The sequence below is a fragment of the Streptomyces sp. R28 genome (assembly GCF_041052385.1).
In the GTDB taxonomy this organism is placed as follows: domain Bacteria; phylum Actinomycetota; class Actinomycetes; order Streptomycetales; family Streptomycetaceae; genus Streptomyces.
This window is the reverse complement of the sequence record NZ_CP163439.1, coordinates 14,663-38,701: the sequence shown is the minus strand read 5'-3', so window position 1 is coordinate 38,701 and position 24,039 is coordinate 14,663. Positions and strand designations below refer to the sequence as shown.

Here is a 24,039-nt window from a genome sequence, read left to right as displayed (position 1 = left end):
CGGCCTGAACCCTACGCGGCGAGCCGCGTCGGCGCCGCCGTGACGACGGTACATCCGCCTCGGCAGCACCACGAACCCTCCATGCCGTCGGTGCGCTTGACGATCTCCAGGGTCAGGGCAAGTTTGTCCCGGCACCAGCCGACGAGGCCGCCGGTGTAGCCGCCGTCGGCCCAGACGAGGGTGATGTCGCGGTGCAGACGGCGCAGCCGGGCCAGCAGGCCCGCCGCGGCGTCCACCATCCCCGGCCCCGCCTCGTCGACCCACGCCGCCCCGCCCCGTGTCTAGACTCCCAGCCCGAACGCGAACGTGAGGCCATCGACGCCGCCGCCAAGAGCGGCGGGGACATCACCGTCTCCGGTCTCGCCAGAGCCGCCCGAGTCGATCGGACCTTCCTTTATCGCCATCGTGACCTGCTCGAACGCGTCCACGCCGCCGCCAACACCCCCGCTGAGGAGGGGCGGGTCGCGGCGGTCAGCCGAACTTCGCTGCAAACCGACCTCGCGAACGCGCTGGAACGTAACAAGCGCCTCGCGGCACGGGTCCGGCAGTTGGAGAGCCGCCTGTCCTCCCAGCTCGGCGATGCCGTCTGGGCCGAATCCGGCCTCGGTGCTCCCGTCGACATCGACCAGCTCCAACGTCGCATCGCTCTCCTTGAGCAGGAGGTTACCGCCAAGCAGGGCGAAGTCGACGAACGGACAGAGGAGTTGGAGGCGGCGTGAGCTGCCAATCGAGAGTTGACCCGGGCTCTGAACCACCGGCCTTGAGCCCGACCAGCCACCGTCCGATCTGAGCGCTCAGGTCACCCCACGGCGGTTCTCGGCGGCCTTCGGCCGCCGAGAACCGAACCAGGTGGTCACTGCACAGCAGATCACCGGATCGGGCACTTACTAGGTGGCCGGCCAGTTGGAGCCAAGGGCCGACCGGCTCACAAGTGGGCGCCAAGATCGGTGCCCGGGCATGCGCGCCGGGGTTCGGGTCCACTCCGACCGGGGAGGCGTGCACGATCCGCAGCGTTGTTCGGCCCGCGGGCGCCGAGGTGGTTGTGGTCTTGAAGGTCGAGGTTGTCGTACAGGGTGGGTGCGGGTGTTGGGGAGCCGGCGAGAGGACGTTTTACTGGCTACGCGGGCTCCGGGCGGCCACAGCCGGCTCGACGCGCGACTACGCAGGTCAGCAGCTGTCACCCGGTGTGCTCGCTGCTGGGCTCTGACTTGGCTGTGTTGACCTGGTGCCACCGCTGATCGGTGCCGCAGGACAGCCTCCGACAGGTACACCCGTACCGTGTGTCACCATCCCTGGGTGAGTGCGTCGTCGAGGGCGTCGACGAAGACGTCGGCGCTCGTCGTGGTCAGGCACAGCGGCGGCTTGATCTTCAGGACGCACATCCGGTCCGAAGTCGGCTGCATCAGCACGCCCAGTTCCCGTAGCCGTTCGCAGATGGCGGCTGTCTCCTCGGTCGCCGGCTCCCGTGTCTCGTGGTTTCTGACGAACTCGACGCCCAGATACAGGCCACTGCCGTGGACGGCGCCGATCAGCGGGTGCTTGTCGGCGAGTCGCAGCAGCCGCGTTCGCAGGTGTGCGCCGACCGTGCGGGCGTTGTCCTGGAGACCTTCGTCGCGGAGCACGTCGAGCACGGTCAGTCCGACCACCGAACTGACCGGGCTGCCGCCGGCCGATGAGAAGAAGTAGCCCTGCGAACGGTAAGCGTCGGCGATCTCGCCACGGGTGATCACCGCCCCCAGGGGGTGACCGTTGCCCATCGCCTTGGCGACAGCGACGATGTCCGGTTCGACGCCCTGCTGCTCGAAGCCCCAGAAGTGGGAGCCCAGCCGACCGTAGCCGACCTGCACCTCGTCGGCGATGCAGAGACCGCCGGATTCCCGGGTGGCGGCGTAGACCTGCTCGAGGTAGCCGTCGGGCAGAGCCATTCCGCCGGCGTTGCCGTAGTAGGGCTCGCACACGAACGCCGCTGGAGGGCGTCCGGACCTGACCAGGTCGGCGATCACGGCCGCGGCCTCGGGACCGTAGAGGTGCGCCTCAGGGCCGCGGTGCGGGCCGCGGTAGCTGTTCGGCGTGGGGACTGTGTGCACCCACGCGGGGCGGGTGGCCAAGGCGTTCGGGTTGTCGGCCGTCGAGGTGGAGATGGCGTCACCGGCGTAGGTCCAGCCGTGGTACGCCTCCTCCACCGCGACGACATCGCGCCTCCCGGTAGCGGCCCAGGCAAGCCGCAGTGCCAGATCCACGGCCTCGGAGCCGCTGTTGACGAGGAAGACGGTGTCGAGTCCGTCCGGCAGGAGCGCGCTCAGCCGCTCCGACAGCTCCACCACCGAGGCGTAGTGGAAACGGGAGTTGGTGTTGAGCCGCTGCCACTGCCGGTGCACTGCTTCAGCCAGTCGCGGGTGACCGTGGCCCAGGACGGTCACGTTGTTGAGCATGTCCAGGTAGCCGCGGCCTCGGGTGTCCACCAGATGGTGCTGCCAGCCGCGCTCGATCTGCGGAGGCGCTTGGAAGTAGTGCTCCTGCACGGTGGCGAAAGACCTCACTCGACGCTCCAGCAGGACGCTCTCCGGCTCCGTGGGCGTGTCCGCCACGGGGCGGTCCGCCCGGGGGAGGATCAGGCCGGTGGGATCAGGGCACATCGTCAGCCAGCCCGCGTCCAGCCCTGGCGGAGTGAAGCGTGGTGCAAATCCCGTGCCAAGCCGGGACAGTTGCACATCCAACCGATACCAGCTGCCCTGTGCGGCGACGGTGCCCAACTGCTGACCGGATACGACCTCTCCTCCGTCGATGACCGCGACAGCCGGGTCGATGCCGTCGAGCACCAGGTGCAGCCCCCCGGCGGTCAGGGTCACTCCGTGCTCGGCGTGCCGGGTGACCGTGCCAGCCCATGGCGCGTGGACCGCCAGCGGGCTGGTGAGGTGCACCTCCACGCCGAGCGCGAGCGTGGCGCTCTGCTCTGTGTTGTCGACCTGTGTGCGGGTGAGACGGCACTCTCCGTGCCGGGTCAGCACTGCCGTGCCGCCCGAGGCGAGTGCCCGTGCGACCACAGCGGACTCCGCGTCGGGATCGAGCCAGCCGCCGCCGTGCAGCGCGTCGCTGGTTACGGACAGGTCGAGCACCGTTGCTTCGGAGGGAAGTTCGGGGAGAAGAGGGTGGCTCGAGGTCGGTGGATCGCTGTGCGGGGCGGGTTCGCCGATCACCTGCCGGAAGTGGGCCGCCATCACCTCGGCCGGTACCGAGGCACCGGCCTCGAACATGGCCCACTCACGGTCAAGGGCCGCTGTGGCGTAGCCGTTGCCGGGGTCCTGCAGTGCTGCGTGCTGCCCGCATACCACCAGCACGCAGCCGCGCAGCACGATAAGGGGCCACAGCACGTCCAGCTCGTCTCCGACGAGCGGCCGTACGGCGTGGAACGCGCGGACCGCGGGTAGCACCGAAGCCGGTGTGGCTCCGTGATGATGCAGGACGGAAGTGCAGGCGACCGCCAGCTCGGCCACGGCCCAGCTGTGTGTGAGATCTCCGAAGTCGATCACCCCGACCGGTATGGGGCGGCCGTCCGGGTCCGTCCGGCACACCACGTTGTTGTCGGCCACATCGCCGTGAATGACCTGTATGGGAAGCCGCGCGGCGCGCCGCTCCACCAGTTGTTGTGCCGCGCGGGCGGCTCGCAGCACACGCTCGGCCCTTCGCTGGTCGACCATGTACGGGGCCAGGGTCTCGACAACGTCGAGGGCGTTGCGCAGGTCCCATAGCATCGGCCTGTCCGGAGTCGGTATGTCGAGGCCTTCCAGGGCCGCGGTGATGCGTCCGGCCAGCTCTCCCAGCCGCGCCACCACCCGCGGAGCCAGATAGCGGCTGTCCATGATGGGTTCACCGGGAACGTAGTCGAGCAATTGGCAGTCGTAGTCCTGGCCGTCCAAGGAGACGGTCTGGATGTGCTCCCCGTCGACTCCAACCCGGGCCCGCGGTAGCCGCAGCTCCGGCAGCGCCCGGGCCAGGCGCTCGGTGGCCTCGGACTGCGCCCTCAGTACCGCGCGGTCGATGACCGGGTTGAAGACCTTGAAGACGTACCCGTGCTCATCCGGACCGGTGCGCACCCGGAAGTTGCGGTCGTGGTTGCTGCCCAGATCCTCGAGTGTTCCCTTGATGCCGAATCGCTCCGTGAGGAGGGCTTCGGCCCGCTCCTCCTCGATTGCGACCATCGGCGCCACCAGCCACTCGGCAGGGGAGATGCCCATCGAATTCTCCGTTCATCAGTTGGTTGACCCGCGACAGCCCGGTCATTGCGGATCGGCGAGCGTGATCAGACAGAGGTGATGCAGGGCGGCGGGCCACGCCCTCGCGCGGATCACTGAAGTGGGTGCAAAAAACAAAGAGTTGGAGGTCCGCAGTAGCGTCGAGGGTTTTCCTCGCCGCCTCAGTCCGCCGCCACAAAGTCCACGGATGCCTCACCCGGGTGCGCACCGCGGTACTCCTGGCCCTCGGCGAGACCGCGGCGGTCGATCTCCTGGTGCCCATCGGAGTTTCGGCGGCTCGGTACGGTTCGGCGGCGACGTCAAAGGCTGCGCCACAGGGCCGCCAGTTGGGCCGGGGAGAGGCGTTCGGGCTTGTACTGCTCCATGCGCGTGCTGGCCTTTCGGGAGGGGCGGCCTGGTCAGGGCCCATGGTGGCGATCGGTCCCCCCCCGGGCGGGGCGGACGGTCCCCGACTGTGTGGCGGGCTATCGGTGCCCGAAGATCGTGCGGTGCCAGTCCTTGCGTCCAGGCGGTGTTGTCGAACATGACGTGCTTGTTCGGCGGGCGGCCGTGCCATGCCATGCCATGTCCGGAACACGTGTGCGGCGGTTGCCGATCTCGACAGTGGCCTCAGGCCGACACCAGCCGCTCACGTACTGCGGGTGGGCCTGGGCAGGCTGTCCCTTCCGGGTGCCGTGTGCGAGGGGGTGCGAAAACGGTGATCACGGCGCTTCTCAGCCGACGTTCCAGAAGAACCGGTGCGTGTGAATCCCGAAGTAGGGGAAGCTCTCCACCTTTGTCACGCCCTCGATGGGACGCACGACGTCGTTGACGAAGTCCAGCAGGTCACGCGGATGGCGACAGACGGCCTCGGCGAACAAGTCGAAGGTGCCAGCGGTCAACACGGCGTAGACGACCTCGTCGTGGCGTGAGAGTTCGTCGGCCACCGCTCGCGGATCGCCGTCGACGCGGAGCCCGAGTAGGGCCATGGCCTGCCCGCCCATCGCCATCGGGTCGGTGACACCGACGACCTGCACCGCCTTGGTGTCGATCAGCCGCTGCAGCCGTTGCCGAGCGGCCGACGCCGACAGGCCGACCTTCGGGCCGAGATCGGCGTAGGGGATGCGACCGTCGGTCTGCAGCTCGCGCAGGATGGCCCGATCGATGTCGTCCATAAGGACACCTCCCAGATGCGCGAACAGCTAAGCATGCAATCGATTCACGCGCAATACGTACAGAACACCATCGATTTCTCCGCCGAGAAAATCGAATCGATCGTTCGGATCTTGGAAGCCACGTGGCACCGGACATGGAACCTGCCTCGTCGGCAGCCCTGCCGAAGCCCCGGCCAGGAGCCGGCCGAGGACTCCGACGGGCGTGACGGCCGCTGGCGCATCACCCGGGGCACCGCCCCGGGCCGCATGGTCTCCACCGTCGACCCCGAAGCCCGGCACGTGCACAAGACCCGCACCCACCGGCAGGACGGCTACAAGGCCCACCTGGCCACCGAGCCCGAGACCGGCTTATATACAGCCGTCGCCCTGCGGCCCGGGGCCGGCGCCGAGCACCATGAGGCCACCGTCGGCCTTGACCTGCTTGCCGACGAGGACATCCCGGTGGATGCCTTCGGGGACACCGCCTACTCCACCGGCGAGGTCCGCCACACCTTGCAGCAGGCCGGGCACCGGCTGTTCGTCAAGCCTGCTCCGCTACGGCCCGCCGTCCCCGGCGGTTTCACCCTCGACGACTTCGACATCGACACCACAACCGCCACCGTGACCTGCCCCGCCGGGCACACCGTCCCGCTATCGGATCCCGGCGGGCAGCACCTCCAGCGCAAGGCCGTCTTCGGGATCTGTGCACCGGATGTCGCCTGCGCGAGCAGTGCACCAAACCAAGGCCGGACGCATCCTGACCATCCGGCCTCACCACGACCTGCTTGCCTCCGCCCGCCGCCAGACCGCCCAGGACACCGGCTGGCAGGCCGACTACCGGCGTTGGCGACCACCGGTCGAACACGCGCCGTCGTCTGGCTCGTCCACCACGGCAACCGGCGCCTCCGCTACCGCGGCACCCTCAAGAACAACGCCTGGCTCCACACCCGAGCCGCCGCCCTCAACCTCCGCCGACTGATCACCCTCGGGCTCACCCGAACCAACGGCGCCTGGGCACTCTCACCGGCTCACGCATAACCAACAGGGGCTGCCCGGCCTGCGGCCGGACAGCCCCCAATAGCAAGATCTTCATCGGCCTTCTAGCACCACAGGTGTCGTGATGCATAGACTCACCTACCGAGTCGCTGAGCTGCATCAACGTGAGACAGGCCCCACGGCAACAGCCTCGACCCCCAGAGAATCGACGTCCTCCTTGTCGGCCTGCACCATCGCGTAGCCGGCCGGGGTCGGCTGCACCGGGAGCCGGTCCAGCAGCGACGCATTGGAGACGATCACGCCGCAGGGGTGCATGGTGTAGCCGCGGGGAAGGGCGTCCAGGCCCTCCGCAAGCTCCCACAGTGACCCGAACTTCCCTGCCCGGGCGGCGAGTTGTCGCAGCTCCGGCAGTTCGCTGAGGGCGGCGCGGATGTCGCGGGCGCGGATATGGGGGAACGACTTGGCGATCTCGCCCACGACCTGCGGCGGAATCCCCAAGGCAAGTCCACTGTCTCTGAGGGCGTGCCTCGCACGGTACGTCTCGGGCATGCCGGTCACCGCCGTCCGTTCCCGGCCGAACCGCTCGATGATCGCGTCGTACACCTCCAGACGCCGCTCGGACTCCACATCCAGGTCGATGTCTGGCAGCGACGTACGGCGCTCGCTGAGGAACCGCTCGAAGAGCAAGTGGTGATCAAGGGGGTTGGCGGTGGCGATGAAGAGCGCGTGGTTGACCATGCTCCCGGCCCCGGAGCCGCGCGCGGCGACCCGGATCCCGAGCGCCCGGGTGTCCGCGACCACCTGGGCCACAGCCAGGAAGTAGCCCTCGAAGCCCAGCCTGCCGATGCAGTCCAGCTCGTATCGGAGCTGTCGTACGGCACGCTCGTCTGTGTCCAGGCCCCGTGCGACCATCCCGGCCTCACACCGCTGCCGCAGCAGCCGCATCGCCGAACCCGGCTCGCCGGTAGCGCCCACGACAGACGGCTCGGGGAAGTGCGGCCGCCCCAACCCGAGTTCGGCTGGGGTAAGGGTGCAGGACTGGCCGGTGGCTTCGGTCTCCTCGAGCAGGCGTACGGCCCGGGCCGGGTCATCGCCAATGGCCAGGGCGATCCGCTCGGCGGCCGCGGCCATGGCGGCCGGGTCCTTCAGCCAACGCTCGCCGCCGTCCAGGTGCCGACGGTCGACGGGCCGCAGCAGCCGGGCCGCGTCGAGCACATCGGCCAGCCGGTGCTGGCCGGGATCGGCGTAGCGGACCGCGTTCGACAGCACCGCAGGCACGCCGAGCTGGTCGGCCAGGCCCACGGTCCGCGCGGCCAGCCGCAGCGATCCCGCACCGGTGCCCTGCCGTCCCAGATGCACGGCCTCCAGTCGCAGCCGCTCGCCCGCGAGCTCCCGCCACGGCGCGAGCAGCTGCTCGGCGACGTCGGGGCGGCAGCGGACAGGGCCCGCACCGGTTCGGCCGAAGGACCGAGCATCACCACCAGGTCCTCGTCGGCATACGTGCGCAGAGCTGACCAGGACACGACCGGCAGGGCTCCGTGGGCCTCGGCATGCGCGGCGGACACCAGGCGGGACAGCCGAGCCCACCCCGTCGGGTTCTGTGCGAGCAGGGTGATCCGCAGCGGCTGCTCCAGTACATGCGCGCCGCCGCGTGCGGGCGTACGCGGCCGGACGGCAGTCGGGCTCGGCGGGGTGAGCGGGGCGACGGCGACGTCGACGCCGAAGACGGGACGGATGCCTGCGGTCGCGGTGGCCCTGGCGAAGCGGACCGTACCCGCAACGGTGTCCCGGTCGGTCAGCGCGAGCGCAGTCATCCCGCGTTCGGCGGCGCGCTGCACGAGGGCGCCGGGGAGGGGGCCCTGTAGCGGGCGCTGTACCCGGAGGCGACTCGCAGATGAGTAAATCCACGGCTTCGCACCTCCCGCCTTTCCCCTGTCCCTCCCTGACCTGTGTCCTCTCCAGGTATCCACCATAGCTCGAAATCGCACAAGCGTGCGAACGGGTGACTTGATGCTATTCCACGCTGTGACGCTGTGACCGTTCAGGCTTGTTGGCGGTTGTTCATCGGAGTTGGCGAGTTCTCGCTGCAAGCGATCACATCGCGCTGAGTAACGAGCAGATGCGGTGATCTGCGCCAGCGTCGGGTGCGGCAGTGCTCCTGTTGCCCCATGCGCGGAGTGATGAAGGCGAAGATCCGCTCGGACTCATGCGGTCTGGAGCAGTTGATCGCGGCCTATGACGAAGGTCGCATTCGTGACCGGCTGGTGCTCGGGGATGGGTGGCCGCGCCGGTGGAGTGGGACATGGCTGGTTGGTGAGGGTGAGGTGTCATGGCCGGTCCGTGACATGGGGTCCGTGCCGGTGTCTTCGTCGAAGCCGGTGCGGCAGTTCACTTGGCGGGCTCGGCAGGGGCATCGTCCGGGGTTGCAGTTCATGGTCTGCACGGGGCGGCATCACGGGTTCGAGTCCCTGGAGGAACAGAGGCTGCTGCTCGCGTTGGACTTCTTGGGGGTATCGGATGTGCTGCCGCAGCCGTTCTGCCTGGACTTCGAGCACAGGCAGGGCCGCAGCCAGCACATCCCGGACTTCCTGGCGGTTCTGCCTGACGGCAGCCTGTGGCTGTTCGATGTCCGCCCGGGGAATCTGATCAAGGAATCTGACGCGCTGAAGTTCGCGGCTGCCAGGGAGGCGGCGTCAGCCTGCGGCTGGCACTACTCAGTCGTGACCGAGTGGCGCCCTCATGTCCACAGCGTTCTGGATCATCTGTCGTCCCAGCGCCGGCCTTTGAAGGACCCTCTCGGGCTGCAGCAGCAGGTGGAGGGGGCGGTCGGCTCGGGTCCGGTGACGTTCACGGAGCTGGCGGCGTCGACCAGCCTTCCGGTGGTGGCACGCGCGCACGTCACGCACATGCTCTGGCATCGCCGGCTCGCGACTGACCTGGGTTGTCCGCTGGGAGACCGTTCGCTGGTCTGGCCAGGCTCTGCCGCGATGGGGTGCGGGTAGTGGGGGCCGGACGGGGGCTCCTGGGCCTGGCGCCAGGCCGCCGGATCCTGCTGAACGCAGTGGAGTGGATCGTCGAGTCGGTCGAGCCGCAGCTCGGACTCTTCGTTCTGGCCCACGCTGACGGACATGTCGAGTCGCGCTCGATCCGCTGGCTGATCAATCATCCCGACGCCCGGATGGCGAAGGAGGTGAAGGCGGTCGGTTCAGGGCCTGGCACCCAGCCTCGCGACGCGGCCGATCTCACCCCGGAACAGCACCGTCGCGCCCGAATCAGGGCTGAACACGTCCTGGAGGCAATGACGGGATTCCGCAGTGGCCACCCCTCGCGGGCCCAGCCCGGCGAGCCGAGACCCGCCTATGACCCCGACCGGACGACGCTGACCGAGCGCCGGCGGGTGAAGGTCTCCGAGTTGAAGGCGATGCCTCCGCAGGAGGCGGAGATGCTGGGACTGCGCTTCATGAGCCTGCGGACGCTGGAGCGCTTGTCGTCCGCGACCGGCGAGAGCCTGCTGCTGGCCTGCGCGGACGGACGGTGGACCCGCCGGAGCGGCGGGCACCGGAGCGTCACCGAAGAGGTCCGCGAGGCGATCTTCGCGGTGAGGAAGGAATGCAAGGACCGCGCCCGCATCGGCATGGCGGCCAAGCATCGCCTTCTGCACCAGTACATGAAGGAGCAGTACCCGCAGTTCCCGACCGAGAAGATCCCGTCTCGGACGACTTTGTGGCGGGTCTGGCACGAGTGGTTCGGTCCCGGAGGCGGCCGGCAGCGCTACGAGCGGTCCGCGGATGAGGCTGAGGAAGCCGGCGTCGCCAGGCGGGTAGTGGTGCACCGGCCGGGCCAGGTGCTGGCCCTCGACTCGACTCCGATGCCCGTGAAACTGCGCGAAACGGTATTCGGGGACACGGTGACTGCGACGCTGACTCTGGCTTTGGATCTCTACTCGCACTCCCTGCCGGCCTTTCGTCTGACGTTGCAGTCGGACACCTCGGTGGACGTCGCGATGCTACTGCGGGACGTGATGCTGCCCCTGCCCATGCGTGAGGGCTGGGGCGAGGAGATGCAATGGCCCTACCCCGGGGTCCCGGCCGACGTCATCGCCGAGTTCACCGGCTGCGGGGTTGCGGCGCTGCCGTTCTTCGCGCCGGAGACCGTGACCACCGACCACGGAAGCCCCTACAAAAACCACGACCTGGTGGACGCGGAACGCGAGCTGGGCTGCAACATCCTGCCCGCCCGCACCCTTCGCGCCAGCGACAAATTCGCCGTCGAGCGCGCATTCTCCTCGATCAAGACGCTGCTGTTCGAGCATCTGCTCGGGTTCACGGGCGCCGACGTCGCCGACCGCGGGGCCGACCCGGAGGGCGACGCGGTCTTCACCCTGGCCGGATGGAACACCTGATCGCGAGCTGGATCGTCCAGGTGTGGCAAAACCGCAAACTCGGGGAGTACGCGCCGGCCTGGGGGCCGGGTGAGGACCACAGTCCCAACTCGCTGTTCGCCGCGGCGATGCTCCAGGGCGGCTTCTCCCTGCAGATCCCTGAGCCTGAGCTCTACTACAAGGTCCTGCGCAAACACCACGTGAAGATCCATCCGCGCCGCGGGGTCAAGATCCTCGGGCTCTGGTATCACGCCGAGGGACTCGACGAGCCCCGTTACCGGCTCCCGTCCGACCGAGGCGGAAAACACGCGGGCAAGTGGGTGATCCGCAGTGACCGAAGGGACCGGCGCCAGGTCTTCTTCCAAGATCCCGTCGTCCACGACACCTGGCATGTCCTGCGCTGGAACGGTCTGCCGCCCGAGGGCGAGATCCCGGCCTTCTCGGACACGACTGCCGCGAACCTGCTGGCCTATGTCAAGGAGCACAAGCTCGGGCCACGCTCGGACAAGGACCTGCTGCCGGTGCTGCTGGAGATCCTCAACTCCGTGACACCGGTCTCCCAGTGGCCGACCCAGCCGCAGAAGCGGGAGCGCGCCGCGCGGTCACGCGAAAGCAGCCGTGCGCAGGCCGCCGCCGCGGACCGGGGCGGGCATCGGGCCGCCCAGCCTGCGCCCTGGAGCGAGCAGTCCCGGACGGTCGCGAAGGCCGTCGACGCCACCCGGCGCCAGCGGGGGGAGACGGCCCAGCTAGGCGAGCCCGTCGCGCCGCCGCTGCTGGTGGACTCCCTGCGGCACCGCCGCCTGTTCCTGCTGCCGGACAGGCCCGACGAGGACGGCGACGACACGTTGTCGGAGGAGCACGGATGAGCAAAGACCCATTGGCCGGCCTGCCGTCGCGGAGCCGGATCGCTGAGCTCATCCTGCGCAAGCACCCGCACCGCAACACGTTCGCCGGCTGGGAGCACTATCGCCGCACCCGCGGCCTGCTGGTGCCCGCGCCGATGCTGACGGCGGCCCAGTTGAGGTCGATCCCCCTGGACCGCCGCTCTGACTACGACCTCTACCGGCAGGTGACGAACGTGAACCTGCCGCTCCAGCAGACACCGATGCTGACCAAGGTCACCGAAGTTATCGACCGGCGTCTGCTGAGCAACCCGTTCATCCAGGACGACGCCACCCTTCCCGGCGTCATGGTCAGCGGCTTCGGTAACCACGGCAAGACCGCCGCCGTCTGCGCGCTCGCCGCCGCGTTCGAGGACTACTGGCTGGACCTGCACGGACACCTCGATCCCGCGTCGGTCGAGGGCACCTGGGATCTGCACGCGCCCGTCGCCTACGTCTCGACGCCGGTCACCGCGACCCCCAAGAGCCTGTGCGAGTCGATCCTGAACTTCTTCGGCCCCGACATCCGCAAGATGACGCTGCCTCAACTCCTGCGGCAGGTCGCCGACTCGTTGAGGGACCACGGCGTCATGGTCCTGATCCTGGACGACATCAACCGGATTCGCATGCACCGCTCGGACGACCAGGACGTCCTGGACATGATCCGGGCCCTGATGGGCTGCGGGATCACACTGATCCTGTCCGGCGTCAACATCCCTGGCACCGGCCTGCTGCGCGAGGCCACCTACGACCGCAAGACGAAGCAGTGGGTCCTTCCGCCGCTGGAGACCCACCGCGTACACGGCCTGGAGGTCACCCAGACCGAGCGTCGCTTCGACCTGGTCGAACTGGACCGCTTCCCCTACGGAACCCCCGCAGAGATGCAGCACTTCGTCAACCACCTCAAGGGCATCGAGGACCACCTGCGGCTGATGAAGGCCAAACCCGGCATGCTCACCTCAGGCGGCATGCCCGAGTACCTCTACGGCCGCTGCGCGGGCGTCGTCGGCATCCTCGGCCGCCTGGTCAGGGGCGCCGCCATCGCCGCCATGCAGAGCGGCAAGGAGGAGATCGACGAGGAACTCCTCGAAGGGATCATCATCGGCCGTGAGAATCCCGCGCGCGGGATCGGCCAAGCCCCGGACGACACCGGTGAACCCGAAGCCCCGAAGCCGACGACCAGCCGGGCAAGGCCCCGCAAGGCCAGCAGGAACTCCTCCTTCGACGACCACGGCCCGCAGCACTCCAACGAAGCCGCGAGTTGAATGATGCACCCCATCGAACCGCTGCCCAGGAGCCTGATCCCACTGCCCGGCGAGAGCTTGCACGGGCTGATCCTGCGGCTGTCTCATCGCCTGGACCAGGCACCGGGCCACGTCCTCTGGCGGACCGGCCTGACTCCGGGCAGGCGATCTACCGGTCTCGCCCCGAAGCGGCTCTTGCTCATGCTCGACCCCAGCGAACAGCAGAGATTCGCCGCCGCCACCCGCCTGGATCCCAAGGCCGTCGACCAGCTCACCCTCCGGCCCTACTTCGCCACGCACCCTTCCCTCGCGGAGGTCATGGCCCGCCCCGCCCAGAGCCCGCGGCAACGGTTCACCCCGCCCACGTGGCTGCTGTTCGCCAACCCGCGTCACTGCCCGCAGTGCCTGGCCGGGGACGGCAGCGAGATCCAGCGTCGACACGGCGGCGCCTGGAAACTCCAATGGCACCTGCCGATCGTGTTCGCCTGCCTGGAACACCGGGTCTTCCTGCAGCACGGCTGCCTGGCCTGCCGCCAGCGCGGCGACAGCCGCGGCCGCCGCGTCATCCCGCGGCTCATTGAAAGCCCCGGCGCCTCCGGACTCCACCCGGCCCAGTGCAGAAGCAGGATCACCGAAGGGTACGGTGCCCCGCTCTGCCAGCACCGACTGGACTCCTCCCATCCCCCGCGCATCGAACTCCCGCCCGAGCTGGAACGGCTCCAGCCCGAACTTCTCGCTCTCCTGGAGGACACCGCCGATCCGAGCCGAAGCCTGGGCCGGCTGTCGGACCTGCGTCATCTGTCAGCGATCATCTGCGCGACCTGGCCCCACAGCTGGCGCGGCGACCTCACGCCGGCCGTGGCCAGGGCACTCTCCACGGATCTTCGCCGTCCGACCCAGCCTGGGCCCGACGGCAGCACCGGCCAGCATCGGTGGGACTGCGCCCCACCCTCTGCCCCGGCAACAGCAGCGGTGCTGAGCATCGCCACTCAGCTGCTGAACCTGCCCCTGAGAGAGCTACGGAAAGAACTCCAGGACCTGGCCAGGCACGCTCCCTCCAATCTGGACCCGGCCTGGGGCAGGACCTGGAACCTGCTTTCCCTCAAGCACTCGCCGGTCATCGAATACGAGGTCAAGCAGGCATTCCAATCCCAGCAGCCACGGATGCCTGCCGGCCACGAGCCGGTCCTTGCCCCACGGCCCCACGGCTACCGTCCAGAACACATCCCGCAACACCTGCCCGAGGAGTGGTTCACCGTCCTCCGCGAAGCCTCCACTCCTCGCCCCCTCCCGCGAAGTCTCAAGCTCCGCCGCATCGCCGCGGTCCAACTCGTCCAAATCGCCACCGGCCAGTCGATGGCCGAAGCGGCCGACTTCCTGCAGATCCCCGGCACCTGGTTCAACGGCCAGCCACGCCAACAACTTCCCCCGCTGAACATGCATCTCCGCACCGGCCCCTTCAACCTGACCACGGCCTTTGAAGCCCTCGCCTCGCACATCGGTCACGCCCCTGATCCGATCGACTACCGGCAACGCCGCGAACGGTTCGCGTCCTGGTCCCTGCCCCGCGAAGACCGGGCAGACCTGATCAGCGGTCTGCCTGGCGCGAAGCCCCACCGAGACCTCAGCGAAACTCGGAGCCGCCTGGAGGAGTGCGCGTCTGCGCTCGTCTGGTCGAACCTCACCGGCAGTGAGTGGCGTCTCGCCCCTACCATCGACCCGCTCACGTTCGGCGCCGGCGCAGCGCTCGCCCGTCGCAGTCCGGTGGGAGAGACGATGACAAGGCTCCTTGCCCGGCGGGATCCCTACGTCCGGTCCCTCGGACCGCTCCTGGATGAGTACGCAGCCGGGCTCGCAGCCTGAACCGCCCTGGCGGGTCGGCGCCGTGGTTTCCGTGGGCGCGGACGACTTCGGCACGTTCGGTGATGAGTCCCGCAGACCGCCGTGCGCACTGCCTGCGTCCACCACCCGCCCCTCGACCGCCGCGGCGCCCGCTGATCCTGCCGCGCTTGCGGAGTTGCCCCAGGTGAACGCCTGAGGGACCGACGACCCTGTGAGGACGGAGGCGAGGATCAGCAGGACCTGCACGGTGAGTCCGGTCAGGGCGAGGGGCGTGTCGAGGAAGGTCAGCGGGAGGCTCGCGAGGGTGAGGCAGGCGGCAGCTGCGGCCTGGCGGCGCCGGGGTGAGCCGCCGTGGCGCCATGCTTCGTAGGCCTAACCACCCACCAGATTCGTGCAGTTGAAGGCGAAATAGAGCAGCGCTGCAGCGTCCGACGTGCCGCGTCCGACGGCGTACGTGGCCACGGAAACCTGCATCGCGCCGAACAACACCCCGAGCGCAAGGCTGAGCGCGACCTACCGCAGGAATGCAGAGCGGAGCGGGGCGCGTCGAGCATGCTGGTGGACGGGCGGTCTGACGGGCTGCCCGACTCGGGGCTTGGATTTTCCTCAACTCCCTCACACGAATCGGAGTTCTCTTCGTTAGGATCTTCAGCCCGAAGGCTGGAGGATGCCATGAGCGATCGCCCCGTCCGCACGGTTGAGGTTCCGCTTGGCGACGGAAGTGACGAGACCATCCGTGTGCAGATCCGTGAAGTGGACTCGGCTCTCATCCGGGTCGGCCGTGGCGGAGGCTCGATCGCACGGGCCGAGCGGTCGTTCGGTCAGATGCTGGACACCGTACGGCCGGTGGCGGAGAGCTTCGTGGGGCGGTTCCGGGGGCTGGCGAACGCACCGGACGAGATCACCTTGGAGTTCGGGGTGTCGTTGTCGGCCGAGGCGGATGTGGTGATCGCGAGCACCGCCACATCGGCCAACTTCTCCGTGAGTCTGACCTGGAACAACAACGGCTCCGGTGAGCCGGGTGGGAATACTCCAGGGGTCGGTTGATACTGCTGGTTCGCCGGGGACGGGGAGGTCGCTGTGGCGGTGTCGGGATCGGCGGATGAGCCGCAGAGTGTGGACGAGACGCTGGCCAGAGCGGTCGTCCGGATCCTGGGGAAGGGCGGGGCGAGCGGCCCGGTCGGTGGGACGGGCGCCCTCGTCACCGAGGATCTGCTGCTGACGTGCGCCCACGTGGTATCCGATGCACTGGGGCTGAAACGAGAAGACACGGTCACTGAGGGGACCGAGGTCACCGTCGACTTCCCGCTGGCCGAGCCGTTCACCGACGACGGCGAGATCCCGGTTGGCAGGGCGGTGGTCGAGCACTGGATTCCCGTGCGGGAACCCGACGGTACGGGAGACATCGCCGTCCTGCGGTTGCGGGAGGCCGTCCCTGGTACACGCCCTCTGCCGGTGGCAGACCCCGACACCGTCTGGCAGGACACCGCTCGCGCCGTGGGTTTCACCGGCGGGGAGGCCGGCACGCATTGGTTCGTGGGGCGGCTGAGTGGAGCCACAGCCAAGGGCTGGTGGCAGATGGCGCGGGCCGACGGCGAGACGGCACCGGTTACTGGGGGCTTCAGCGGCAGCCCTGTGTGGGACGAGGAGTTGGGCGCGGCGGTCGGTCTCATCGTCGTGACGGAGCCCGAGGGGGCCGCCCGGCAGACCTTCGTGATCCGCACCCGGACACTGCAACGCGAGATATACAAGGCATCGGGACTGGATCTCGCACCCTTGCTTCTCCCGCCCTCGCCGTTCCGCGGCCTGAGCACCTTCCAGGAGAAGGACACGGCCCTCTTCTTCGGCCGGGACGACGACATCGAGGAGGTCGTGGCGTTCCTGCGGGGCGATCACCGGATCGTCACCCTCTGCGGGCCTTCCGGCTGCGGAAAGTCGTCGCTGGCACTGGCGGGCGCGGTGCCCAGGATGCGGGAGCACGGCTATGAAGTGCTGGTGGTGAACGCCGGGCAGAAGGCCCCTCCCGTGTCCGCGCTGGCCACAGAGTTGTACAAGGCCGTCCGAGCAGTACCGGAGGAACCCGCCGCTCCGTGGCCGCGGGACGCTGACGAGGTGAGGAAGCGGCTCGGCTCCCACAGTCTCTGGGACACGTACCACCACTATGTCCGCGCGAGGGAGAAGCAGGCGCCGGAGGACCTGCTCGTCGTACTCGACCAGGCCGAGGCACTCCTGGACCGCACCGAGACCGAGATCGACTGCATCGTCGATCTGCTCACGCCCGAGGGCCCGGAAGGCCACACGCTGAAGGTGCTGGTGACCCTCCGCGCGGACGTCATGCACGTGCTCCTGGAGCATCCACGTCTTGGCCCCTTCTTGAAACGCGGGACGACCCTCCCGCTGACGCCGATGTCTCCGGACCAGCTCAGCGAGGTGATCACGAAGCCGGTCGAGAAGTTCACTGCCGTCCGTTACGCCCCCGGGCTCGTTGACCGCATCCTTCGGGACGCGGGCGGCGAGCCCGCGTCCTGCCGCTGCTGGGCTTCGTCCTGAACGAGTTGTGGCACCTCCAAAAGCGCGGATTGCTGACCTTGGAGGCGTACGGGGAACTGGGCGGCGTCTCCGGCGCACTCGCCGGGCATGCCGAGGACGCCTGGAAGGTCCACGTCGGCACCACGTCGGCGGAGCAACAGGCCGAGGCGCGGCGGCTGCTCACCGGCCTGGTGCGCATGCTGCCCGGGAGCAGGACCCCGCTGCGCCGTCGGCTCACCCAGGAGGAAGCGGGGAAAGGCTGGCCGTTCGCCCTGGCGTTCGCCAAGAAGCGACTGCTGGTCCTGCACGGGAGTAAGGACGGTGCGAAAGCCGTCGAGCTTGCCCACGAGGCTCTGATCGCAACCTGGCCCGAGCTGCGGCAACAGGTGGAGGCCGATGAGAAGTTCCTCGTCGGCCGGGCGGAACTGAGCCACGACCGGGAGCGGTGGGAGGCGCAGAAGCGATCACCTCATCTTGTGCCAGGTCATGTGCAGCTCCGCGCCATTGAAGACTGGTTGGGTGACCGCGAGGACGAACTGACCCAAGACGAGAAGCACTTCGTCAGCCTCGCCCAGCGGCGGCGCGAGGCTCGCCGGGCCCGGGTGCGTGCCATGTGGATTGCGGTGGCGGCCGTGTTCGCGCTGATCGTGGGGCTCGGGACCTTCCTCGTCTATCAGTCCCGGGTCAGCGAGGAGCGGGACTCGGAGGCACGGTCGCGGGCCTTGGCCACCCTGTCGGACAGCCAGGTGGAACAGGACAACGGCCTCGCCGCGCTCACGGCCATGGCCGCGTACGACATCTCGCCGACGCAGGAGGCCCGCAGCGCGTTGCTGCGCAGGTACGACGAGTTGCAGGACACCGAGTGGGTTATGAGTGGTGCCGAGGGAACGATCGGCGACGTGGCGGCGAGCGTGGACAATACGGTGGTCCTGATGACGACCCGACTGGGGCGGGCGACACTGTTCGTCCGTGGGACCGGGGGGCAGGTCGCGCGCACTCAGCTTCGGGCCTCCGGACGGGCGTTCCAGCCGATGGTCGCCCGGGACGGCCGGCGGATCGCATACATGACAACGGCGGGCGACCTGATCTGGCACGACGTGCGTCCCACGGCGAAGGACGCGCTCGGACGGGCACATCAGGTCAGCGACGCGGACTTCGAGGGCGTCGCCGCCGCGAAGACCGGCGTCGGGGTTCCCGCAATGACCGCGGACCTTTCCCCGGATGCCGGCCAGGTGGTCACGCTGCTGGATGGACGCATACGGCTGTGGGATCTGGGGACGGGACGCAGCAGGGATGTGCCTGGGCACGATCCCGGTCTCCGGACGGTGTGGTTCGGGCCGGACAGCGGCACCCTCGTGGCTGAGCGCCGCGCCTCGCTGGAGGACTGGTCCTCCATGGTGTCAGTCTCCACCGGCACCGGGAAGACGCGTGAACTGGCGAAGAAGGTCGCCACAAGCACCGAATTCTTGCCCTCCCTGTCCGGCGACGGACGAGTGCTTGCCGTCTGCCTGAGAGGTCCGGACGGCCCCCCTTCCTACTGGTCCGTCCGCGTGGCGGACGGGCAGGTACTGGGGCGCTACCAGAGTGAGGAGAACGAGAGCTGCGGTCGGGTCGCCTTGGACGCGACAGGGCAGCGGTTCGTCGTGCGAAACGGCGATGCCTGGTTCCTTGTCGACAACGGGCGGGAAAAGGGCGTAACGAGATTGACGGGGCCCAGAACCTCTTCCCCCCTTGACCGCCTGCTCAGGAGCCCGCGGGGTCTAGTGGTGTCCGCCTGGGGGGAGCACACGATGACTGGACTACCGCTGGAGGAAACCACCAACGACAGCAACCGCATCGACATCATCAACGCCCCCCACCTACTCAACGGCACCACGATGGTGACGCATCGAGGCAGAGATACCTCCCAAGGACTCATCGATGACGAGTTGGCACTCGTCAACCTGGAAACCGGACGTACGACAGCCTCGGTGAAACGGCCCGCAAAGGAGGCAACCGGGTGGGCCACTGAGGACCCGGCGGAGGCATTCGCTGTCAACAAGGCCGGCACGCTTGTGGCCGACATCGTCGGTGAGAACAAGATCCTTGTACGAGAGCTCCCCTCGCTGCGCGAGACGGCGGAGATCACCACACGCATGCCCCCTGCCAATAAGTCCGGAGAAAGGGAGCCGCTGCGCGTCGACTTCGCCTCGGGCAACAGCCTGGTGACGGTCTCCGGCAGCTGGATCGAGAGCTGGAACGCCCCCGAGGGCCAGCGCGTCTCGGAGCCTTTCGACGCGCGTGCCCTCCACCTCTCCAAGAAGAATCCGCCCCCGTTCTCGTCGGAGGAAGAGCCCTCCGACTCCGGATTCTGGGTGAACGAATACCCCGAACCGGGATACGTACAGATCATGGTCCAGGGCGACTCGACCCTGCATGCCGTCCATCTGGGAACCGGCAAGGAGGACAAGCGACTGCGCGTCGAACTCGGCGAGGACATCGACCGGGCATTCCTCGACCCCAGCGGCCGCTACGCGCTCGCGAAGACGTTGGGCGGGCTGGTGGAGTTGTGGTCACTGAAATCCGGGTCGGGGCCGGAGCGGGGGGCGGGGCCGTTCGGGCCGCTGACGATCCCGTATCTAGCCACTTTCGTGGACGACGGCGACAGATTCCTCATCGCCAACGAGAACTTGGTGCGCTTCTTCGACACGGCGAACCCCGGCCACATGGAGTCCTATGACTTCGGCACGGTGAACGACGACCTCTTCCTTTTCGGGGAGCAGCCACAGCAGTACTACGGGCTTGGCGACAACGGGACATCGCTGGTGCGGAGCGTGGACGGGACCAGAGACCTGCTCCGCCTCGACCCCGCCCGCTGGAAGCGGGAACTCTGCCGCACCCTGGGCCGCGACCTCACCCCCGACGAGCGCCGCGGCCTGCCCGGCCGGCTGCCGGACACGATCTGCCCGGAGTGGCAGAGCGGGCGGCCCGCCCGGTGATCGCCTGCCCGGTACTGCGCCCACACCATCCAGAACCTACGCCCTGACAGCGGGCATCCGCATGACGGAGATCGAATCGGCGGCTCGAAGTGGCATCACGATCCGTCCACGGGAGTCGGCCAACCAGCTACGGCGCTCAGCCTCACCAACCCGCCCGCCGTCTCGCATAGGTGGCACCTGATGTTGGCGGTCGACACCCAGGGCTTCGGCGGCGCGCAGATACGAACCTGGCCTGACCAGCGATCTCGCTCAGGAAGAGCTACACCCAGCACTCTTCGTGACCGCCGAATCCCCTTCTCCCGCCAGCTATCTCGAACAAAACCCGCCAACTCTCATGAACAGAAGCCGCGCGAGCAGCGAAGCCACCCCGCCTCAATCGCCAACAAGCTTGAACGGTCACATCAGTGATAGGTGGCCCTGCGCAGCCCTACTTGGCCACTCGACCCGCAACTCCGCGCGCAGGCGAGCGCCGACGGGGTGGTACTTGGCGGTCGTCCGGCGCACAGAAGCAAGATCCGTTACGCGCCTGAACGGTCATCGTTCCCAGGGCGCTATGTAGATCTCCAAGGAGGGTGGCAGGTGCCGTGAGCAGGACAGATGACCAGGTGAAGCAGTTGCTGGTGGAACAGTTCGGAGTGCCGGCAGAACGTATTGCGGCGGACCAGGCGTTGCAGGAGTTGTCACTGGACTCGCTTGCCCTGGAGGAACTGCGGACAGTGGCCGAGGAGCACTTCGACATCGACCTGGAGACCGCGGTGATCGGTATCCGCGACACCGTCGGCGCACTGGTGTCCGTCATCGAAGACGCGGTGATCAACTCCACGGTGGCTGGCCGGTGAACCGTCCCAACTCCGCCCCGTTCGAGGCGGCCGTCACCGGTCTGGGCATCATCTGCGCGGCCGGGATCGGGGCGAAGGCCGCCTGGCAGAGCGCCGTGCAGGGCACCGTCGGCCACATCACCCGGCCGCCGACCTTGGAGGGCCTGCCGCACGACTTCGCCTACAGCGTCCCCGACTTCGATGCCGACACCGTGCTGGGTCGCCCTCTGGCTCGTCAGATGGACCGGTTCTCCCACCTCGCCGTCGCGGCGACCCGGGAAGCCCTCGCCGACGCCGCCCTGGACCCTTCCGAGTGGGACGCCACACGCGTCGCGGTCCTCATCGGCAGCTCCCACGGCGGCCTGACCATCTACGACACCCAGACCACGACGATGCACGACAAGGGCGACCGGCGCGTCTCCCCGATGCTCACCCCACTCACCCTCCTCAACGCCGCCGCCTCCAGCGTCTGCCTCGACACCGGCGCCCGCGGCCCGTCCATGGGCATCGCCGGCGCCTGCGCCTCCGGCACCGCCGCCATCGGCTACGGCCGGATGCTCCTGCAGGCCGGACTCGCCGACATCGTCATCGCCGGCGGCGCGGAGTCCATGCAGTCCCGTGCCCTGTTCGCCTCCTGCATCCGGGCTCGCGCCTGCTCACCCTCCTGCTTCCCGCCCCGACACGCGCACGATGGCGCGAGGAATGGCACGCCGAAATGGCCACCCTCCCCACCCGCCGCACCCGCACGCGCTTCACTCTCCGAGTCCTGCTCAGCACACCAAGGCTGTCGTGGACGCTGCGCGGTCCGCGCCGGGACCGACGATGACGAGCACGCTCGCTCGCATCGCAGGTGTGCTTGGTGCTGCGGCCGCCTTCCTGATCGCCATGGCGCGCGGAGGGTTGCCGGCCTGGACAACTGCAGCGCTCGCGACAAGCGCTCTAGTCCTGGTCGCCGTCGTTCTGTTCATACCCAACGAGACACCAGCCCGCCGCCTGGGGCAGTTGATCCAAGCATGGCGCATCCCAACCGCATTTTCACCGAGTCCGGCCCCGCCAAGGCCTCGCGTGGCTCCACCCTCGCCACCACGGGACACCAGATGACAGTCGTCCCAACACATGGCTGAGCAATGCTCATGACCTGTGGATCGGCCTCGGGTTGGACGCGAAGGGCGTACCTTCCCGAGTGATCGACTTCTGGTCATCGAGCAGGCCGACGTTGCACCGTCGGTCGGGAAGGCACGCCCGTGCTGAGCGTAGTGAATGCAGATGGAACGACCGGGACCGGCTCCCTGATCGACGACATCGTCCGCGAGGGCGCGCGGCGGATGCTGGCCGCCGCTCTGGAGGCTGAAGTCAACTCCTACATAGCCGATTTGGCCGACCAGCGAGACGAGAACGGGCGCCGTCTGGTGGTCCGCAACGGCTATCACCAGCCCCGCTCCGTGACCACCGTGGCCGGGACGGTCGAGGTGAAGGCCCCTCGCATCAACGACAAGCGCATCGACGAGGCAACCGGCGAGCGCAAGCGGTTCTCCTCGGCGATCCTGCCGCCGTGGTGCCGCAAGTCCCCGAAGATCAGCGAGGTGCTGCCGCTCCTCTACCTCCACGGGCTGTCCAGCGGGGATTTCGTGCCCGCGCTCGAGCAGTTCCTCGGCTCCTCGGCCGGCCTGTCACCGGCCACCGTCACCCGGCTGACCACCCAGTGGCAGGCCGACCACAAGACGTTCAGCGAGCGCGACCTGTCCGCCACGGACTACGTCTACGTCTGGGCCGACGGCATTCACCTGCGGATACGCCTGGAGGACGCGAAGGCCGCGGTCCTGGTCGTCATGGGCGTGCGCGCGGACGGCACCAAGGAGCTGATCGCGATGGCCGACGGCTACCGCGAGTCCTCGGAATCCTGGGCGAGCCTGATGCGGGACTGCCAGCGGCGCGGCATGCGCGCTCCCGTCCTCGCCGTCGGCGACGGCGCCCTCGGCTTCTGGAACGCGTTGAACGAGGTCTTCCCCGAAACCCGGCACCAAAGATGCTGGGTTCACAAAACGGCCAACTGCCTCGACAGCCTCCCGAAGTCGGCCCAGCCCGCGGCGAAGAAGGCCATACAGGACATCTACAACGCCGAGGATAAGGAGCACGCGGCCGCCGCGGTCAAGGCGTTCGCCAAGCAGTACGGGGCAAAGTTCCCCAAGGCCGTCAAGAAGATCGTCGAGGACGAGGACGAGCTGCTGGCGTTCTACGACTTCCCCGCCGAGCACTGGATCCACCTGCGGACAACCAACCCGATCGAGTCGACCTTCTCGACCGTCCGTCTGCGGACCAAGGTCACCAAGGGGGCCGGCTCCCGGGCCGCCGCCCTGGCGATGGTTTTCAAGCTCGTCGAGTCCGCCCAGGCCCGCTGGCGAGCCGTGAACGCACCCCACCTCGTCGCCCTCGTCCGAGCAGGGGCCCGCTTCGAACGAGGCGAACTCGTCGAACGCCCCGAAGCTCACGCAGCCTGAACTACCTCACGATCCACAGGATTTGACTATTCCTCCACATGGCTTCCGACAACCCGTTCCCTCTGACAAGCGGAGGGGCGATTGCCACACACCGGCCGCTCGCCGAGCCCGCAGCACGGGGACAGCGCGCCCGACCTTGGGGGCGGCGATCGGCCACCGGATCCAGCCTGTCTGGCGAGATGAGCTCTCTTGACGTTCCAACTACCGTTATTGATGTGCCCCAAAGGTTTCTGCTGGAAGACGTCACCTTCGTCATCGCATGGCCTGAGCATGGGCAGGAGCAGCGGCTCCCTGCCGACGCCACAGTGCAGGTCGGCGCCAACCAGCATGGTCGGCCTGGGGTCAGGTCAAACCACCCCACAAGGGAACGGACTCCGAAGACTTCCAGAAGGCCAGCATCACGTACCGCGGAGCGTCCTTCCCTGTGGTTCGCCCCGTGGCAGGCGCCTGGATGGACGGTTTCAGGGGCGGTTTCGCCTGCCACGT

At 68.4% G+C, this 24,039-nt stretch carries 14 protein-coding genes and 2 pseudogenes; 11 read left to right on the top strand and 5 right to left on the bottom strand.

The features are described 5' to 3' along the window. Window positions 1-11 precede the first annotated feature (11 nt). The 4 genes from AB5J49_RS00150 to AB5J49_RS00135 all read right to left on the bottom strand — a co-directional run bounded on the left by AB5J49_RS00150 (window position 12) and on the right by AB5J49_RS00135 (window position 5,407). Window positions 12-239 carry a hypothetical protein gene (locus tag AB5J49_RS00150; protein WP_369166400.1) on the bottom strand — a complete coding sequence of 76 codons (228 nt, stop codon included), beginning with the start codon at window positions 237-239 and terminating at the stop codon, window positions 12-14. A 42-nt stretch (window positions 240-281) separates the two neighbouring features. Beyond that, on the bottom strand, window positions 282-755 hold the full coding sequence (locus tag AB5J49_RS00145; protein ID WP_369166399.1) for a hypothetical protein: 474 nt from the start codon (window positions 753-755) through the stop codon (window positions 282-284). 528 nt (window positions 756-1,283) lie between these two features. Further along, complete coding sequence (locus AB5J49_RS00140; protein WP_369166398.1) at window positions 1,284-4,235, bottom strand: aminotransferase; 2,952 nt, start codon at window positions 4,233-4,235, stop codon at window positions 1,284-1,286. A 731-nt stretch (window positions 4,236-4,966) separates the two neighbouring features. After that, window positions 4,967-5,407, bottom strand: a complete 441-nt coding sequence (locus tag AB5J49_RS00135; protein ID WP_063737429.1) for an Lrp/AsnC family transcriptional regulator — start codon at window positions 5,405-5,407, stop codon at window positions 4,967-4,969. A gap of 111 nt (window positions 5,408-5,518) precedes the next feature. Here AB5J49_RS00135 and AB5J49_RS00130 point away from each other — a divergent pair, with 111 nt between their 5' ends. Beyond that, window positions 5,519-6,424 carry a transposase gene (locus tag AB5J49_RS00130; RefSeq protein WP_369166397.1) on the top strand — a complete coding sequence of 302 codons (906 nt, stop codon included), beginning with the start codon at window positions 5,519-5,521 and terminating at the stop codon, window positions 6,422-6,424. A gap of 153 nt (window positions 6,425-6,577) precedes the next feature. Here AB5J49_RS00130 and AB5J49_RS00125 read toward each other — a convergent pair. Further along, window positions 6,578-8,300 (bottom strand): annotated as a pseudogene (locus tag AB5J49_RS00125) (PHP domain-containing protein); the annotation flags it as partial. Between the two features lie 262 nt (window positions 8,301-8,562). Between AB5J49_RS00125 and AB5J49_RS00120 the strand changes: the two are divergent. The 10 genes and pseudogenes from AB5J49_RS00120 to AB5J49_RS00075 all read left to right on the top strand — a co-directional run bounded on the left by AB5J49_RS00120 (window position 8,563) and on the right by AB5J49_RS00075 (window position 23,553). Then, window positions 8,563-9,384: a TnsA-like heteromeric transposase endonuclease subunit gene (locus AB5J49_RS00120; protein WP_369166396.1), complete on the top strand. Its 822-nt coding sequence runs from the start codon at window positions 8,563-8,565 to the stop codon at window positions 9,382-9,384. Continuing rightward, the gene (locus tag AB5J49_RS00115; RefSeq protein ID WP_369166395.1) at window positions 9,384-10,784 is read left to right on the top strand and encodes a hypothetical protein; all 1,401 of its coding nucleotides are present in this window, start codon (window positions 9,384-9,386) and stop codon (window positions 10,782-10,784) included. The genes AB5J49_RS00120 and AB5J49_RS00115 overlap by 1 nt, the downstream gene beginning before the upstream one ends. Beyond that, window positions 10,772-11,629: a hypothetical protein gene (locus AB5J49_RS00110; protein WP_369166394.1), complete on the top strand. Its 858-nt coding sequence runs from the start codon at window positions 10,772-10,774 to the stop codon at window positions 11,627-11,629. Before AB5J49_RS00115 ends, AB5J49_RS00110 begins: the two co-directional genes overlap by 13 nt. Then, window positions 11,626-12,909: an AAA family ATPase gene (locus AB5J49_RS00105; RefSeq protein ID WP_369166393.1), complete on the top strand. Its 1,284-nt coding sequence runs from the start codon at window positions 11,626-11,628 to the stop codon at window positions 12,907-12,909. The genes AB5J49_RS00110 and AB5J49_RS00105 overlap by 4 nt, the downstream gene beginning before the upstream one ends. After that, window positions 12,910-14,751, top strand: coding sequence for a TniQ family protein (locus tag AB5J49_RS00100; RefSeq protein WP_369166391.1), 1,842 nt, complete (start codon window positions 12,910-12,912; stop codon window positions 14,749-14,751). Window positions 14,752-15,402: 651 nt separating this feature from the next. Beyond that, window positions 15,403-15,777 carry a CU044_2847 family protein gene (locus tag AB5J49_RS00095; RefSeq protein ID WP_369166390.1) on the top strand — a complete coding sequence of 125 codons (375 nt, stop codon included), beginning with the start codon at window positions 15,403-15,405 and terminating at the stop codon, window positions 15,775-15,777. A 33-nt stretch (window positions 15,778-15,810) separates the two neighbouring features. Next, window positions 15,811-20,237, top strand: a pseudogene (locus AB5J49_RS00090) (trypsin-like peptidase domain-containing protein). A 584-nt stretch (window positions 20,238-20,821) separates the two neighbouring features. Beyond that, on the top strand, window positions 20,822-21,076 hold the full coding sequence (locus AB5J49_RS00085; protein ID WP_369166389.1) for an acyl carrier protein: 255 nt from the start codon (window positions 20,822-20,824) through the stop codon (window positions 21,074-21,076). Next, complete coding sequence (locus AB5J49_RS00080; protein WP_369166388.1) at window positions 21,073-22,179, top strand: beta-ketoacyl synthase N-terminal-like domain-containing protein; 1,107 nt, start codon at window positions 21,073-21,075, stop codon at window positions 22,177-22,179. Before AB5J49_RS00085 ends, AB5J49_RS00080 begins: the two co-directional genes overlap by 4 nt. A 120-nt stretch (window positions 22,180-22,299) precedes the next feature. After that, a complete protein-coding gene (locus tag AB5J49_RS00075) occupies window positions 22,300-23,553 on the top strand; it encodes an IS256 family transposase (protein ID WP_369166387.1) in 1,254 nt (417 codons plus the stop codon). Window positions 23,554-24,039: the final 486 nt, after the last annotated feature.